A 16,371-nucleotide genomic window follows, 5' to 3' on the forward strand; every position below is an offset into this window, starting at 1 on the left:
AGCTTTACTCCGTGCCGTCCATGCCGCCGTCGGCCAGAAATTTTTCGAGCCAATGGATATCGTAAAGCCCGTTCTGGATGTCGGCGTTGCGCACCAGCGTCTGGAACAGCGGGATGGTCGTGTCGATGCCGTCGATAATGAACTCATCGAGCGAGCGGCGCAGGCGCATCAGCGCTTCATTGCGATTGCGGCCATGCACGATCAGCTTGCCGACAAGTGAATCATAGGTCGGCGGGATCGTATAGCCGGCGTAGACGGCGCTATCGACGCGGACGCCGAGGCCGCCCGGCGGATGGTAATAATTGATCATCCCCGGCGAGGGGCGGAAGGTGGCCGGATGTTCGGCGTTGATGCGGCATTCGATGGCGTGTCCGTTGAAGGAAACGTCTTCCTGCGTCAAGGTCAGCGCCGATCCGGCGGCGATCTTGATCTGCTCATTGACGAGATCGACGCCGGTGATCATCTCGGTCACCGGATGCTCGACCTGGATGCGGGTGTTCATCTCGATGAAATAGAATTTGCCGTCCTCATAGAGGAATTCGATCGTGCCGGCGCCGGCATACTGCAGTTCGCGCATGGCCGCCGCGCAGATCTCGCCGATTTCCTTGCGCTGCGACTCATTGAGCGCGGGGGACGGGCCTTCCTCCCAGACTTTCTGGTGCCGGCGCTGCAGCGAGCAGTCGCGCTCGCCAAGATGGATCGCGCCGCCGCGTCCGTCGCCGAGAATCTGCACTTCGATGTGGCGGGGTTTTTCGAGATATTTTTCAAGGTACACGGAATCATCGCCAAAGGCGGACTTCGCCTCCATGCGCGCCGTCTCCAGCGTCGAGGCGATGTCCTCCTCGCTGAATGAAACCTTCATGCCGCGGCCGCCGCCGCCCGCCGCCGCCTTGACGAGTACAGGATAGCCGAGTTCTCTTGCCGCCGCCTTCGCCTCGGCCTCATCCGTGATGGCGCCGGCCGAGCCTGGCACACATGGGATGCCGAGCCGCAGCGCCGTGCGCTTCGCCTCGATCTTGTCGCCCATCAGGCGGATATGCTCCGGCTTTGGCCCGACGAATACGATGTGATGCTCGGCGAGGATTTCCGCGAAGCGGGCGTTTTCCGACAAAAATCCATAGCCGGGATGCAGCGCCTCGGCCCCGGTGATCTCGCAGGCGGCGAGGAGAGCCGGAATGTTGAGATAGGATTCGCGAGCGGGCGGCGGCCCGACGCAGACGGATTCGTCGGCGAGCTTGACATGCATTGCTTCGGAATCGGCGGTCGAATGGACCGCGACCGTCGCAATGCCAAGCTCCTTGGCCGCGCGCAGAATCCGCAACGCGATCTCGCCGCGATTGGCGATGAGGATTTTTTCGAACATTTCAGTCCACCCGGCGCGCGGCGCTCATTCGATGACGAAGAGCGGCTGGCCGTATTCGACGGGCGAGCCGTCCTCAACGAGGATGCGGGTGACCGAGCCGGCGCGCGGGGCGACGATCTCGTTGAACGTCTTCATCGCTTCGACGAGAAGAAGCTTGTCGCCCGCCTTCACGACGGAGCCGATCTCGACGAAAGGCGCCGATTCCGGCGAGGCGCGCCGGTAGGCGGTCCCGACCATCGGCGATTTGACGACGCCGGCGATCTCGATCTCTGCTGCGACGGGCTCAGCCGCTGGAGCGGGCGCCGCGGCCGGAACATGCGCAGTAGCGAACTGGCGGGCGATCCTGATCTTCATATCGCCATGGGCGATCTCGATTTCGGAAAGGCCAAGCCGCGTCGCGATCTTGGCGAGCGCCTCGACGAGTTCGGTGTCAACGCCGACGTCTTGCGCAGGCGCCGCGGGCTTCGGCCCTGTATATTTCATTTTCTTCATCTTTCGCTGACGGTTGTGAGAGCGATCAAGGCGTCGAGGGCGAGCGTGTAGGACAAGACGCCGAAGCCCGAAATCACGCCCTCGGCGACGGGGGCGATATAGGAGTGACGGCGAAACTCCTCGCGGGCGTGGACATTGGAGAGATGGACCTCGACGACCTTGGCCTTCGCGCCCTTGATCGCGTCATGAAGGCCGATCGAGGTATGCGTCAAGGCGCCGGCGTTGAGGATGATCGGCTCGCCGGCGAGCCCCGCGTCCTGCACCCAGGAGATCAGGTCGCCCTCATGATTGCTCTGGCGGAAGCGAAGCGTGACGCCGCGCTCGGCGCAGGTCGCGGCAAGGCGTGACTCGATCGCCGCGAGCGTCTGCGCGCCGTAAATCTCCGGCTCCCTCGATCCGAGCAGATTGAGGTTTGGCCCGTTCAGGCAATGGACGGTTTTCATGAAAGACTCAAAAGGGCGGCGCAAAACGTCCGAAGCGGCAATCCATAACCGGGATCAAAAAACAAGGGAAGCCCGCCGCGAAATCATCGCCTCGGGTCGTACCTGGCGTTGGACAAATGACGCTCGCATCGCCGCCCGCAAAGCCGCGTAGAGACGGATAGAAAGCAAAGCTGCAGTGAAATCTTAGAAAAGCGATGTAAGTCATGACGATAATCTACTGAGAAATTATATTACAGAGTAAAAATTACGTGATGATTTGCGTCGATATTGAACACGGATCAATTTTATTCATATGATGTCACAGGCTAAGCTTTATTGTCTGGCTACTGACATGAATCTACATTCGTCATCCGACATCCCTCACGGCGCGGTCCTGAATACAATCGCCACGCCGCCCGTAATCTCCGGATGGACGCCGGGGGACGAGGCCAACTTCGGCCGCAAGCCCTTTTTTCTCAGTCACACGCTCGCTGGACATCCACTGTTTCAGTTGGACCGTCTCCATCAACTTGCGCAAGACATCCATGCGGCGACGCTCGACCGGCTTTCCTGCGACTGCTGTCTCAGGATTTGGCGTGACAGGCCGGATCTGTCGGGCACTGAGCGGATGTCCTCGTGGCGCTCCAAAATCCAGGTGGAGTTGGCACGGGAGGATTTTACGGATGCGCTGGCTGCCCTGTTCGCCGATTTCAGGGCGGGGCGCGGTTCGATGTCGATCATGCTTTGCCTGGCCGATCAGATCGACCCCGACTTTCGTGCGCTTCTAGCTCGCGAGAGATCCGAAATCGCGGCGATTGCCGGCGTCGCGGCGCCGGACATAACGTTCTCAGGACTGACGGTCATCATATCTGCGCCCGAAGCCGTCACGCCGTACCATAACGATCTTGAACAAAACGTTCTTTTCCAGATCCAAGGCTGCAAGGACGTCTATCTCTACAGTCAGGACGATCCGGTCGTCTTGCCGCAAGACGTCATCGAGGCGGTCGCGGCCGGCGACGGCGCCGCCGCGCGGTATCGCGCAGAAATCTCAAACCGCGAAGCCTGCTATCGGCTTGAGCCCGGTCTTGCCGTCCATCACCCCTTGCTGGCGCCGCATTGGGTCAAGAACGATCGCAATCTTTCGGTCAGCGCGTCGATGTTCCTGAATACGCGGGCGAGCGATGAGCTGGCGCACGCGCATCAGGCCAACCGGATTCTTCGGCAGATGGGCGTGCATCCGCCGCCGCCGGACCTTTCGCAGCCGGCCGACCGGCTCAAGGCGCTGATGTTGCGCAAAATGTCCGGGCCGAGGGATTCCTATTCGTCGCTGTACCGCGGAATGGAGCGCCTGAAAGATGCGACGGCGCCCCTCCGGCGGGCGCTCGACGCCATTCGCCGCCGCGCCGCCTGAGCGCCGGACTTTCACGCCTGCCGCGCGCGACGCCGGCGCATCGCAAATAGCCCGTAAAATTGCATTTGCGTTCTGCGCCGCGATGACTATAGTCCACCGACGCGGCGCGTGGCCCTTGAGGCTCCGCGCCCTGATTTTTTTGTGCGGCAGGCGGCGCCGCGCTGGCCCGGGTTCGTCTAAACGGTCGGCTCCGTCTCCCTATCGCCTTGGTTGGCAAGCGATTCAATCCAAACCGCTGGGCTGTTTGGATGTTTCGCGCAGAGGTCTCGAAGTCAAAATGGTAAATCCCTTCCAGTTCATTCAGGAGGTTCGCACCGAGGCCGGCAAGGTGACTTGGCCGACGCGGCGCGAGACCATGATCACGACCGGCCTTGTTATTCTTATGGTCCTGTTCGCAAGCCTTTTCTTCGTGGCGGTCGATCAGACGTTGCGATTCGCCGTGACCTTGCTGATGGGTCTTGGACGTTGATCGCGACACAACGGAGCTCGGAAGCTTTCCCAATGAGCATGCGCTGGTACATCGTCCACGCCTATTCGAACTTCGAGAAGAAGGTCGCGGAATCGATCAAGGAGCAGGCGGCGCAACGCGGCCTCTCGGCCAAGTTCGAGGAAATCCTCGTGCCGACCGAGCAGGTCGTCGAGGTGCGCCGCGGCCGCAAGATCAATTCCGAGCGCAAGTTCTTTCCGGGCTATGTGCTTGTAAAATGCGACCTTTCGGACGATATCTACCATCTCATCAAGAATACGCCGAAGGTGACCGGCTTTCTCGGCGCCGACAAGAAGCCGATGCCGATCTCTGATGCTGAGGCGGACCGCATCAAGGGGCAGGTCGCCGACGGCGTCGAGCGGCCGAAAGCGTCGATCTCCTTCGAGATCGGCGAGACCGTGCGGGTCGCCGACGGTCCCTTCGCCTCCTTCAACGGGACTGTCGAGGAAGTCGACGAGAGCCGCTCGCGGGTCAAGGTCGCGGTGTCGATCTTTGGACGCGCCACTCCGGTCGAGCTGGAATACGCTCAGGTCGAGAAGGTCTGACAGGTTTCAAGAATTCGGGCTTAGCCGCCCGGAGACGCGGCGCAACATTCGCCGCGACACAGACGTGGGAGACAGGGCCCGGCGCGCCACGCCGAAGTCCTTTAAGTCGGACCACGACCGCAACCGCCGCGCGAGGTCGTTTTAAGACCTCGGCCGGCTTGTATGGGAGTTTAACATGGCGAAGAAGATCACGGGTTTCGTGAAGCTTCAGGTGCCGGCCGGGGCGGCCAATCCGTCGCCCCCGATCGGTCCCGCGCTCGGTCAGCGCGGCTTGAACATCATGGAGTTCTGCAAGGCCTTCAATGCGCGCACCGCGCAGATGGAGAAGGGGACGCCGATCCCGGTCGTCATCACGGCCTATGGCGATCGCTCCTTCACCTTCGAGATGAAGCTGCCGCCGGTCTCGTATTTTCTGAAGAAGGCGTCCGGCATCGCGTCGGGATCGAAGACGGCGGGCCGCGGCTTCGCCGGCAAGATCTCCAAGGCGCAGATCCGCGAGATCGCCGAGAAGAAAATGCCCGATCTGAATTGCGCGTCGGTCGACGCTGCAATGACGATGATCGAAGGCTCCGCCCGGTCTATGGGCCTTGAGATTACGGGGTAAGAACATGGCTCACATTGGAAAGCGCATCAGCAAGGCGCGCGAAGGCATCGACCGGGTGAAGCTGTACCCCATCCGCGACGCAATCGCGTTGATCAAGGAGCGGGCCAGCGCGAAATTCGACGAAACCGTTGAAATCGCGATGAATCTCGGCGTCGATCCGAAGCATGCGGACCAGATGGTGCGCGGCGTCGTCAATCTGCCGAACGGCACCGGACGCACGCTGCGCGTCGCCGTCTTCGCCCGCGGCGCGAAGGCCGACGAGGCGACGGCGGCGGGAGCCGACATCGTCGGCGCGGAGGATCTTGTCGCCACCGTGCAGGGCGGCACGATCGCCTTCGACCGCTGCATCGCAACGCCCGATATGATGCCGCTCGTCGGCCGTCTCGGCAAGGTGCTCGGCCCGCGCGGCCTGATGCCGAACCCGAAGGTTGGAACCGTCACCATGGACGTCGCCGCTGCGGTCAAGGCCTCGAAGGGCGGCGCGGTCGAGTTCCGCGTCGAGAAGGCCGGCATCATCCAGGGCAGCGTCGGCAAGGCGTCCTTCGATGACGACAAGCTCGCTGAAAACATCGCCGCTTTCGTCGACGCCGTGGCCAAGGCCAAGCCGCAGGGCGCCAAGGGCACCTATATTCAGCGGGTCGCGATCTCGTCGACGATGGGTCCGGGGGTCAAGGTCGACCCCGCCACGCTCACCGCCTAAGGCGTTATTCGCGATTTATTGCTTGACATCGGCCAAAAATTTGCGCGGGCCCTTGGCAGCGCCGATTGGTTGGTCTAAATAGGGTGTTCGGGGCTGATCCATGATGGCGCCCCGCACCCATAAAGCTTCCGCGATTGCGAGCCGTCTATTTGACTTACGGGTTCAGCTTGTTGGCAAATAGGGTTCGTTGTCCGGTGGATAAGGCTGGAGGATAGACGGCGACGTCTGTCCTTTCCGGCCATGTCCTGTCCAAGACTGCAGGCGCCAAGCCCTCGGGCGAGGCTTAATTTCTCATCCCCGCGCCGGTTCTCCGGACGGGAAGGAGGCCAGCATAGACGGGGTTGATGACAAAGTTTCGGATGTGAGGCCGGCCCGCCGGCCCCCTGTCCTTCGATTTTGGTCTACTCCCTCTGTCCGGAGCGGCTCGTTCGTTCCGGGGACAGGCACAGCGCCGTTGCGGCGCGGGTTCGCCCGCAAACCGCCGCGGCAGATGTAGCCCGCGGGCCCGGCCTCTCGAACAAGAGGCCGATCTGGTCCGCTCCAGGAGAAAGCACTGTGGACAGAGCGGAAAAGAAGGAATGCGTCGAGTCGCTTTCCGAAGTCTTTAAATCGACTTCGGTTGTCGTCGTTGCGCATTATTCCGGGCTGACAGTGGCTCAGATGCAGAATTTGCGCAAGCAAATGCGCGCAGCCGGAGCCGCCGTACAGGTCGCAAAGAACCGTCTCGTCAAGATCGCTTTGGAGGGTTCGGAGGTCGCTTCGATCGCCGACCTCATGCGTGGCCCGACCCTGATCGCCTATTCGGCGGATCCGGTGGCGGCGGCCAAGGCTGCCGTGGCTTTCGCCAAGGACAACGACAAGCTCGTGATCCTCGGCGGGGCGATGGGCAAGACCGCATTGAACGCGGACGCCGTGAAGTCGCTTGCGACCATGCCGTCCCTCGATGAACTGCGCGCCAAGCTCGTCGGCCTCATTCAGGCCCCGGCGACCAAGCTGGCCCAGCTCGTCAATGCGCCGGCCGGCAAGCTCGCGCGGGTCATTTCGGCTTACGCCGAAAAAGACGCCGCCTGACGGCCCTTTCTTGACAGACAAACATCATCAATTGACCAATCGAAGGAACTGACATGGCTAATCTGGAAAAAATCGTCGAGGACCTCTCGACCCTGACCGTGCTCGAGGCGGCGGAACTCGCCAAGTTGCTTGAAGAGAAGTGGGGCGTCTCGGCCGCCGCCGCCGTCGCGGTCGCCGCCGGTCCCGCGGCTGGCGCCGCCGCCGCGGCTCCGGCTGAAGAGCAGACCGAATTCACGGTCGTGCTCGCCGCCTTCGGCGACAAGAAGATCGAAGTGATCAAGGAAGTTCGCGCCGTGACCGGCCTCGGCCTCAAGGAAGCCAAGGATCTTGTCGAGGCCGCGCCGAAGCCCGTCAAGGAAGGCGTCACCAAGGAAGAGGCCGAGAAAATCAAGGCCGCTCTCGAAAAGGCCGGCGCGAAAGTCGAGCTCAAGTGAGATCGATCGCATTCGCGATCGCTATCTGAATAACGGCGGCGCCCCGGAGACGGGGGGCCGTCGAACTGTTGCCGGAAGGTCGTGTTCGAGCCTTACGGTTAAGCGCGGCGCTAGAGCATGATGCCGAAAAGTTGCCGGCTTTTCGGGCGGACGTCATGCTCCAAAGACTTGGAGTCGATCACGATGATTTTGGATTGAATCAATCCAAAATCATCGTGATCTGAAGCCGCGCCGCGGGGATCGAACGGTCCCGCTCCCAGTGTCCGAACTGGGGGCGGATGAGGCGGCCTCCCGTTGGGGAGATCGCCGTTTTGAAAGGTGCGAGAGCGACATGGCTCAATTTTCAGCGCAGACATTCAACGGCCGTAAGCGTATCCGCAAATTTTTTGGCCACATCCGCGAAGTCGCGGAAATGCCCAATCTGATTGAAGTTCAAAAAGCGTCCTATGATCAGTTCCTCCTCGTCGACGAGCCGCAGGGCGGCCGTCCCGATGAAGGCCTGCAGTCCGTCTTCAAGTCGGTGTTTCCGATTTCGGATTTCTCGAACACCGCTCTGCTCGAATTCGTGAAATATGAGTTCGAGCCGCCGAAATATGACGTCGACGAGTGCCGCCAGCGAGGCATGACCTTTGCCGCGCCGTTGAAGGTCACGTTGCGCCTCATCGTGTTCGACGTCGATCCCGACACCGCTGCGCGGTCCGTCAAGGACATCAAGGAGCAGGACGTCTATATGGGCGACATGCCGCTCATGACGATGAACGGCACCTTCATCGTCAACGGCACCGAGCGCGTCATCGTCTCGCAGATGCACCGTTCGCCGGGCGTGTTCTTCGACCACGACAAGGGCAAGAGCCATTCGTCGGGCAAGCTGCTGTTCGCGGCGCGCATCATCCCCTACCGCGGCTCCTGGCTCGACATCGAATTCGACGCCAAGGACATCGTCTATGCGCGTATCGACCGCCGGCGTAAGATTCCGGCGACGTCGGTGCTCTATGCGCTCGGCATGGACGGCGAAGAGATTCTCTCGACCTTCTACAAGACCATTCTGGTCACGCGCGACAAGGAAGGATGGCGCCAGCCGTTCGACGCCGAGCGGCTGAAGGGCCTCAAGGCCGTCGTCGACCTGCTCGACGCGGAGACGGGCGAGGTCGTGCTCGAGGCCGGCAAGAAGCTGACGGTGCGCACCGCGCGCCAGCTCGCCGAGCGCGGATTGAAGTTCCTGCGCATGCAGGACGAGGACCTTCACGGCCAGTATATCGCGACCGATCTTTATGATTCCGCGACCGGCGAAATCTTCGCCGAGGCTGGCGAAGAGATCACCGTCAAGACGCTGCCGCTTTTGATCGAGGCCGGCTTCGACGAGCTGCCGCTCCTCGACATCGACCACATCAACATCGGCCCCTACATCCGCAACACGCTGCACGTCGACAAGAACAAGGCGCGCGAAGAAGCTTTGTTCGACATCTATCGCGTCATGCGTCCCGGCGAGCCGCCGACGCTCGACTCGGCGGAGGCGATGTTCCATTCGCTGTTCTTCGATTCCGAGCGCTATGATCTTTCCGCGGTCGGACGCGTCAAGATGAACATGCGCATGGATCTCGACGCGGCGGACACCGTGCGCACCTTGCGCAAGGAAGACATCATCGCGGTGATGCGGGCGCTCGTCGATTTGCGCGACGGACGCGGCGAGATCGACGACATCGACCATCTCGGCAACCGGCGCGTGCGCTCGGTCGGCGAGCTGATGGAAAACCAGTACCGTCTCGGCCTGCTTAGGATGGAGCGCGCCATCAAGGAGCGCATGTCCTCCGTCGATATCGACACGGTGATGCCGCAGGACCTGATCAACGCCAAGCCGGCGGCGGCCTCGGTGCGTGAATTCTTCGGCTCCTCGCAGTTGTCGCAGTTCATGGATCAGACCAACCCGCTGTCCGAGATCACGCATAAGCGCCGCCTCTCCGCGCTTGGGCCGGGCGGCCTCACGCGCGAACGCGCCGGCTTCGAGGTGCGCGACGTGCATCCGACGCATTACGGCCGCATCTGCCCGATCGAGACGCCGGAAGGCCCGAACATCGGCCTCATCAATTCGCTCGCCACTTTCGCGCGCGTCAACAAATACGGCTTCATCGAAGCGCCCTATCGCCGCGTCAAGGAAAACCACGTCAGCGATGAGGTCGTCTATCTGTCGGCCATGGAAGAGAGCAAATATTATGTCGCGCAGGCCAATGCGCCGCTCGACGCCGATAGCCGTCTGACGGAAGACCTCGTCGTCTGCCGCCATGCGGGCGATGTCGTCATGGTGCCGCGCGAGCGCGTCGATTTCATGGATGTGTCGCCAAAGCAGCTCGTCTCGGTCGCGGCGGCGTTGATTCCGTTCCTTGAGAACGACGACGCCAACCGCGCGTTGATGGGCTCGAACATGCAGCGTCAGGCCGTTCCGCTCGTGCGCGCCGATGCGCCGCTCGTCGGCACCGGCATGGAGGCTGTGGTCGCGCGCGATTCCGGCGCCGCCATCGCCGCGCGCCGCACCGGCTATATCGACCAGATCGACGCCACCCGTATCGTCGTGCGCGCAACGGAGGAATCCGATGCGAGCAAGCCCGGCGTCGATATCTACCGGCTGATGAAGTTCCAGCGCTCGAACCAGTCGACCTGCGTCAACCAGAAGCCTCTGGTCCGCGTCGGCGATTTCGTGCGCAAGGGCGACATCATCGCTGATGGTCCCTCGACCGATCTCGGCGATCTCGCGCTCGGCCGCAACGTCCTCGTCGCCTTCATGCCGTGGAATGGCTACAATTTCGAAGATTCGATCCTGCTCAATGAGCGGATCGTCAAGGACGACGTCTTCACCTCGATTCACATCGACGAATTCGAGGTGATGGCGCGCGACACCAAGCTCGGCCCGGAAGAGATTACGCGCGACATTCCGAACGTCTCGGAAGAGGCGCTGAAGAATCTCGACGAGGCCGGCATCGTCTACATCGGCGCCGAAGTGCAGGCGGGCGATATTCTCGTCGGCAAGATCACGCCGAAGGGCGAGAGCCCGATGACGCCGGAAGAAAAGCTGCTGCGCGCGATCTTCGGCGAAAAGGCCTCGGATGTGCGCGACACGTCGCTGCGCGTGCCGCCGGGCGTGACCGGCACCATCGTCGAGGTGCGCGTGTTCAACCGGCACGGCGTCGAAAAGGACGAGCGCGCCCAGGCGATCGAGCGCGAAGAGATCGAGCGGCTCGCCAAGGACCGCGACGACGAGCTCGCGATCCTCGACCGCAACGTCTATGCGCGCTTGCTCGACGTGCTCGCCGGCAAGAAAGCCATCGCCGGTCCGAAGGGCTTCAAGAAAGACACGGTGCTGACGCGGGAGATCATCGAGGAATATCCGCGTTCGCAATGGTGGATTTTCGCGATCGAGAACGACCAGACGATGGCCGAGCTGGAGGCCATGCGCAAGCAATACGATGAGTCGAAGAAAGGGCTCGAAAGCCGCTTCCTAGACAAGGTCGAAAAGCTGCAGCGCGGCGACGAGCTGTCGCCGGGCGTCATGAAGATGGTCAAGGTCTTCGTCGCCGTGAAGCGCAAGATCCAGCCGGGCGACAAAATGGCCGGACGGCACGGCAACAAGGGCGTCGTCTCGAAGATCGTGCCGCAGGAGGATATGCCCTTCCTCGCCGACGGGACTCCGGTCGATATCGTGCTCAATCCGCTCGGCGTGCCGAGCCGCATGAATGTCGGGCAGATTCTCGAGACGCATCTTGGCTGGGCTTGCGCCGGACTTGGCCGGCAGGTGGCGGAAACGGTCAACGCTTATATGCGCAACCAGGACTCCGGTCCGCTGCGTGAAAAGCTTGGCCAGATCTATGACGCGAAGGCGGAAATCGACGCGCTCGACGACAATGTCGTCGTCGAGATCGGCGAGAATCTGCGCCGCGGCGTGCCGATCGCAACGCCGGTGTTCGACGGCGCGCATGAGGCGGACATCGTCGTGATGCTCGAACAGGCGGGTCTCGATCCGTCTGGCCAGTCGACCGTTTATGACGGGCGCACCGGCGAGGCCTTCGATCGTAAGGTGACGGTCGGCTACATCTACATGTTGAAGCTGCACCATCTCGTCGACGACAAGATCCATGCGCGTTCGATCGGTCCCTATAGCCTCGTCACCCAGCAGCCGCTTGGCGGCAAGGCGCAGTTCGGCGGCCAGCGATTCGGCGAAATGGAGGTGTGGGCGCTCGAAGCCTATGGCGCCGCCTACACGCTGCAGGAAATGCTGACCGTGAAGTCGGACGACGTCGCAGGCCGCACCAAGGTCTATGAATCGATCGTGCGCGGCGACGACGCCTTCGAGTCGGGCATCCCCGAGAGCTTCAACGTGCTCGTCAAGGAGATGCGCTCGCTCTGCCTCAATGTCGAGCTGACCATGTCGAACAAGGTCGCGCTGCCGCCGCAGGCCGAGGCAGCCGAATAATTCGCGCCGGAACACCTTGCGGCGCGCGCCTTTTCGGGCGGCGCGCCGCGCCCCGCAATTTTGGTTTCCGGCACGGGAGCGCGCCTCTGTCGCGCGCCGTCCCAAGCATCAGGAGATGGCAATGAATCAAGAGGTCATGAATCTCTTCAATCCGGTCGTGCAGCCGCAGGCGTTCGACCAGATTCAGATATCGATCGCCAGTCCGGAGAAGATTCTGTCCTGGTCGTTCGGCGAGATCAAGAAGCCCGAGACGATCAACTACCGCACCTTCAAGCCGGAGCGCGACGGTCTGTTCTGCGCGCGCATTTTTGGTCCGATCAAGGACTATGAGTGCCTGTGCGGCAAGTACAAGCGGATGAAATATAAGGGCGTCATCTGCGAGAAATGCGGAGTCGAGGTCACGCTGTCGCGCGTCCGGCGCGAACGCATGGGCCATATTTCCCTGGCCGCTCCCGTGGCGCATATCTGGTTTCTGAAATCGCTTCCCTCGCGCATCGGGCTTTTGCTCGACATGACGCTGAAGGATCTCGAGCGCATTCTCTATTTCGAATCCTACATCGTGCTCGACCCCGGCCTGACGCCGCTGAAGGACCGCCAGCTCCTGAACGAGGAGGATCATCTCCGCGCGCAGGATGAATATGGTCAGGATTCCTTCACGGCGATGATCGGCGCCGAGGCGATCCGCGAGATCTTGCGCAATATGGATCTGCCGGCGATCGCCGAGCGGCTCAAGATCGAGATCGCGCAATCGACGACGGAGCTGAAGCCGAAGAAGCTGGCGAAGCGCCTGAAGATCATCGAAGCCTTCATGCATTCCGGCAACAAGCCGGAGTGGATGATCCTGACCGAAGTGCCCGTCATTCCGCCGGACCTGCGCCCGCTGGTTCCGCTGGACGGCGGCCGCTTCGCGACCTCCGATCTCAACGATCTCTACCGCCGCGTCATCAACCGCAACAACCGGTTGAAGCGCCTCATCGAATTGCGCGCGCCGGACATCATCGTGCGCAATGAGAAGCGCATGTTGCAGGAGGCGGTCGACGCGCTGTTCGACAACGGCCGGCGCGGGCGCGTCATCACCGGCGCCAACAAGCGCCCGCTGAAGTCGCTTGCCGACATGCTGAAAGGCAAGCAGGGCCGCTTCCGCCAGAATCTGCTCGGCAAGCGCGTCGATTATTCGGGCCGCTCGGTCATCGTCGTCGGTCCGGATCTGAAGCTGCATCAATGCGGCCTGCCGAAGAAGATGGCGCTCGAACTGTTCAAGCCGTTCATCTATTCGCGTCTCGACGCCAAGGGCCTGTCCGCCACCGTCAAGCAGGCGAAGAAGCTGGTCGAGAAGGAAAAGCCCGAAGTTTGGGACATCCTCGACGAGGTGATCCGCGAGCATCCGGTGATGCTGAACCGCGCCCCGACCTTGCACCGCCTCGGCATCCAGGCCTTCGAGCCGAAGCTGATCGAGGGCAAGGCGATCCAGCTGCATCCGCTCGTCTGCGCCGCCTTCAACGCGGATTTCGACGGCGATCAGATGGCTGTCCATGTGCCGCTGTCGCTGGAGGCGCAGCTTGAGGCGCGCGTCCTCATGATGTCGACCAACAACATCCTGCATCCGGCCAATGGTCTGCCGATCATCGTGCCGAGCCAGGATATTGTGCTTGGCCTCTATTATGTCTCGCTGATGCGCGACGGCGAGCCCGGGCAGGGCATGGCCTTCTCGAATATCGGCGAAGTCGAGCACGCCATTCACGCCAAGGCGGTCACCCTGCACACCAAGATCAAGGGCAGGGCCTGGACCTATGACAGCGAGGGCAAGCGCCAGGCGAAAATCTTCGAGACGACGCCCGGCCGCCTGATCCTTGGCCAGCTGATGCCGAAGCACCCCAAGATTCCGTTCGACGTCGTGAACAAGCTCATGACGAAGAAGGAAATCTCGAACATGATCGACGTCGTCTACCGCAACTGCGGTCAGAAGGAGACGGTCATTTTCTGCGACCGCATCATGGCGCTCGGATTCCGCGAGGCGTTCAAGGCCGGCATTTCGTTCGGCAAGGACGACATGGTGGTGCCGGAGACGAAGCCGAAGATCATCGCCGACACCAGCGCGCTCGCGAAGGAATATGAGCAGCAGTACAATGACGGCCTGATCACACAGGGCGAAAAATACAACAAGGTCGTCGACGCCTGGGCGAAATGCTCGGACAAGCTCGCCGAAGAAATGATGGCGCGCATTTCCGCCGTTCATAAGGACGACGCTGGCCGCGACAAGCCGATCAACTCGATCTACATGATGTCGCATTCCGGAGCGCGCGGTTCGCCGACGCAGATGAAGCAGCTCGCCGCCATGCGCGGCCTGATGGCCAAGCCTTCGGGCGAGATCATCGAGAGCCCGATCATCTCGAACTTCAAGGAAGGCCTCACCGTGCTCGAGTACTTCAACTCGACGCATGGCGCTCGTAAAGGTCTTGCCGACACGGCCTTGAAAACCGCGAACTCGGGCTATCTGACGCGTCGTCTCGTTGACGTCGCGCAGGATTCGATCATCACCATGGTCAATTGCGGCTCGAAGGGCGGCATCCGCATGCGCGCCATTCTTGACGCGGGCCAGGTTGTGGCATCGCTCGCGATCCGCATTCTCGGCCGCACGACGGCCGAGGACCTGAAAGATCTCGACGGCGAGATCATCGTCTCCGCCGGCGAGATGATCCAGGAATGGCACATCGACCGCATCAACGCCGCCGGCATTCAGGAGGTGAAGATCCGCTCGGTGCTGACCTGTGAGGCCAAGAACGGCGTCTGCGGCACCTGCTATGGCCGCGACCTCGCGCGCGGCACGCCGGTCAACATGGGCGAGGCCGTTGGCGTCATCGCGGCGCAGTCGATCGGCGAGCCGGGCACCCAGCTCACCATGCGCACCTTCCACATCGGCGGCGCGGCGCAGATCGCGGATCAATCCTTCGTCGAATCCAATTTCGATGGCGTGATCCGCATCCGCAACCGGCATCTGTCCCGCAACACCGACGGCGATCTCATGGTCATGGCGCGTAACGTCGCCGTGGTCATCGAGGGGCCGGACGGCGCCGAGCGGGCGGTTCATCGCGTGCAATATGGGGCGCGCATGAAGGTCGATGAGGGCGATCAGATTCGGCGCGGCCAGCGCATCGCCGAATGGGATCCCTATACGCGGCCGATCCTCACCGAGATCGACGGCGTCATCGGCTTCGAGGATCTCGTCGAGGGCGCTTCGATGACCGAGACGATCGACGAAGCGACGGGCATCGCCAAGCGCATGGTCATCGACTGGCGCTTGAACCAGCGCTCGGCGACCCTGAAGCCGGCGATTGTGATCAAGGGCTCCGACGGGAAGATCGGCAAGCTGCAGCGCGGCGGCGACGCGCGTTATCCGCTGCCAGTCGAATCGATCATCGGCGTCGATCCGGGCGGCACGGTGCGCGCGGGCGACATCATCGCCCGCATCTCGATGGACTCGGCGAAGACGCGCGACATCACCGGCGGTCTGCCGCGCGTCGCCGAATTGTTCGAGGCGCGGCGCCCGAAGGATCACGCGATTATCGCCGAGGCGTCGGGGACGGTCCAGTTCGGGCGCGACTATAAGAACAAGACCCGCATCGCGATCATCCCGAATGAGGAAGACGCCGAGCCGATCGAATATCTGATCCCGAAAGGCAAACACATCCATCTTCAGGACGGCGATGTGGTCGAAAAGGGCGATTATATCGTCGACGGCAATCCTGCGCCGCACGACATCCTGGCCATCAAGGGCGTCGAAGAGCTCGCCGCCTATCTCGTCAATGAGATCCAGGAGGTCTATCGCCTGCAGGGCGTCGCCATCAACGATAAGCATATCGAGGTGATCGTCCGGCAGATGCTGCAGAAGGTGGATATCGTCGATCCGGGCGACACCGACTTCCTCGCCAACGAGCAGGTCGATCAGGTCGAACTCGACGCCGCCAACACCAAGGCGCTGGAGGAGGGCGGCAAGCCGGCCACCTCGACGCCGGTTCTGCTTGGCATCACCAAGGCGTCGCTGCAGACGCGGTCCTTCATCTCCGCCGCCTCCTTCCAGGAGACGACGCGCGTCCTGACCGAAGCCGCCGTCAACGGCAAGGCCGATACGCTCGAAGGGCTTAAGGAAAATGTGATCGTCGGACGGCTGATCCCGGCCGGCACTGGCGCGGCCATGGCGAAGCTGAAGCGAGTCGCCTTGATGCGCGACGAGCTGATCCTGGCGCAAAAGAGCGCGAGCGCGGCCGAGACGCCCGTGCCGCTGCTGCCCCCGGCCGAGGCCGCGCCGCAGGAATAGCTGCGCCTGCGACGAAGCAAGCAATCAGGAAGGAGCATGGCCTCGGGTCATGCTCCTTTTTTGTC

General features: G+C 62.1%; 13 protein-coding genes. 10 read left to right on the forward strand and 3 right to left on the reverse strand.

Features of this window, described 5'->3' with window-relative positions; translation table 11 throughout:
* Nucleotides 1-4: 4 nt before the first annotated feature.
* The 3 genes from accC to aroQ are packed head-to-tail and all read right to left on the reverse strand — an operon-like array spanning nucleotide 5 to nucleotide 2,298.
* Nucleotides 5-1,363 (reverse strand): acetyl-CoA carboxylase biotin carboxylase subunit, encoded by a 1,359-nt coding sequence (accC, locus tag MSIL_RS19590; protein WP_012592808.1) that lies wholly within the window; start codon nucleotides 1,361-1,363, stop codon nucleotides 5-7.
* A 24-nt stretch (nucleotides 1,364-1,387) separates the two neighbouring features.
* Nucleotides 1,388-1,846, reverse strand: coding sequence for an acetyl-CoA carboxylase biotin carboxyl carrier protein (locus tag MSIL_RS19595; protein ID WP_012592809.1), 459 nt, complete (start codon nucleotides 1,844-1,846; stop codon nucleotides 1,388-1,390).
* Between the two features lie 5 nt (nucleotides 1,847-1,851).
* Nucleotides 1,852-2,298, reverse strand: coding sequence for a type II 3-dehydroquinate dehydratase (aroQ, locus tag MSIL_RS19600; protein ID WP_012592810.1), 447 nt, complete (start codon nucleotides 2,296-2,298; stop codon nucleotides 1,852-1,854).
* Between aroQ and MSIL_RS21790 the strand changes: the two genes are divergently transcribed.
* From MSIL_RS21790 to rpoC, 10 genes are all read left to right on the forward strand, one after another.
* Nucleotides 2,297-2,449, forward strand: coding sequence for a hypothetical protein (locus tag MSIL_RS21790; RefSeq protein WP_187148679.1), 153 nt, complete (start codon nucleotides 2,297-2,299; stop codon nucleotides 2,447-2,449). The two genes, aroQ and MSIL_RS21790, sit on opposite strands and share 2 nt — an antisense overlap.
* A gap of 180 nt (nucleotides 2,450-2,629) precedes the next feature.
* On the forward strand, nucleotides 2,630-3,688 hold the full coding sequence (locus MSIL_RS19605) for a hypothetical protein (protein WP_012592811.1): 1,059 nt from the start codon (nucleotides 2,630-2,632) through the stop codon (nucleotides 3,686-3,688).
* 277 nt (nucleotides 3,689-3,965) lie between these two features.
* Nucleotides 3,966-4,157: a preprotein translocase subunit SecE gene (secE, locus tag MSIL_RS19610; RefSeq protein WP_012592812.1), complete on the forward strand. Its 192-nt coding sequence runs from the start codon at nucleotides 3,966-3,968 to the stop codon at nucleotides 4,155-4,157.
* A gap of 32 nt (nucleotides 4,158-4,189) precedes the next feature.
* Entirely contained in the window at nucleotides 4,190-4,720 is a 531-nt protein-coding gene (nusG, locus tag MSIL_RS19615) for a transcription termination/antitermination protein NusG (RefSeq protein ID WP_012592813.1), read from the forward strand.
* Between the two features lie 175 nt (nucleotides 4,721-4,895).
* Nucleotides 4,896-5,324, forward strand: coding sequence for a 50S ribosomal protein L11 (rplK, locus tag MSIL_RS19620; RefSeq protein ID WP_012592814.1), 429 nt, complete (start codon nucleotides 4,896-4,898; stop codon nucleotides 5,322-5,324).
* A gap of 4 nt (nucleotides 5,325-5,328) precedes the next feature.
* Nucleotides 5,329-6,024, forward strand: a complete 696-nt coding sequence (rplA, locus tag MSIL_RS19625) for a 50S ribosomal protein L1 (RefSeq protein WP_012592815.1) — start codon at nucleotides 5,329-5,331, stop codon at nucleotides 6,022-6,024.
* Nucleotides 6,025-6,579: 555 nt separating this feature from the next.
* Entirely contained in the window at nucleotides 6,580-7,095 is a 516-nt protein-coding gene (gene rplJ, locus MSIL_RS19630) for a 50S ribosomal protein L10 (protein ID WP_012592816.1), read from the forward strand.
* Nucleotides 7,096-7,148: 53 nt separating this feature from the next.
* Nucleotides 7,149-7,529, forward strand: coding sequence for a 50S ribosomal protein L7/L12 (gene rplL / locus MSIL_RS19635; RefSeq protein WP_012592817.1), 381 nt, complete (start codon nucleotides 7,149-7,151; stop codon nucleotides 7,527-7,529).
* 331 nt (nucleotides 7,530-7,860) lie between these two features.
* Nucleotides 7,861-11,991 carry a DNA-directed RNA polymerase subunit beta gene (gene rpoB, locus MSIL_RS19640; RefSeq protein ID WP_012592818.1) on the forward strand — a complete coding sequence of 1,377 codons (4,131 nt, stop codon included), beginning with the start codon at nucleotides 7,861-7,863 and terminating at the stop codon, nucleotides 11,989-11,991.
* A gap of 121 nt (nucleotides 11,992-12,112) precedes the next feature.
* A complete protein-coding gene (rpoC, locus tag MSIL_RS19645; RefSeq protein ID WP_012592819.1) occupies nucleotides 12,113-16,306 on the forward strand; it encodes a DNA-directed RNA polymerase subunit beta' in 4,194 nt (1,397 codons plus the stop codon).
* Nucleotides 16,307-16,371: the final 65 nt, after the last annotated feature.

Origin of the sequence: Methylocella silvestris BL2 (assembly GCF_000021745.1) — a bacterium.
Classification (GTDB): domain Bacteria; phylum Pseudomonadota; class Alphaproteobacteria; order Rhizobiales; family Beijerinckiaceae; genus Methylocapsa; species Methylocapsa silvestris.